General features: G+C 70.6%; 1 protein-coding gene. It reads right to left on the reverse strand.

Going from position 1 to position 279, the window contains the following annotated elements; translation table 11 throughout:
* On the reverse strand, positions 1-276 hold a 276-nt coding region (locus tag IG74_RS54370), incomplete at its 3' end, for a helix-turn-helix domain-containing protein (RefSeq protein WP_158858161.1).
* Positions 277-279: the final 3 nt, after the last annotated feature.

Consider the following 279-nt stretch of genomic DNA (forward strand, 5'->3'; position numbering starts at 1 on the left):
CGGGGTGAGTTTGACCAGGGCGATGATGCGGGAGCGTTCGTCCTCGGTGATCCGGCGCTTGCGGCCGCAGCCCGGCCGGTCGCCCAGCCCGTCCAGGCCGGCCACGTTGAACCGGTGCAGCCACTTGCGGACCGTCTTGTGGTGGCAGCCCAGCTGTTCCGCGATCTGCGGCACCCGGCATCCGTCCCAGCTCAGGGCGATGATCCTCGCCCGCAGAATCCAGTCGGCCGGCGCATGGCGAGCCCCCGCCAACTTACGGACCTTGCCCTCCTCCACCCC

Source organism: Streptomyces sp. NRRL B-1347, from assembly GCF_000720325.1.
In the GTDB taxonomy this organism is placed as follows: Bacteria; Actinomycetota; Actinomycetes; order Streptomycetales; family Streptomycetaceae; genus Streptomyces.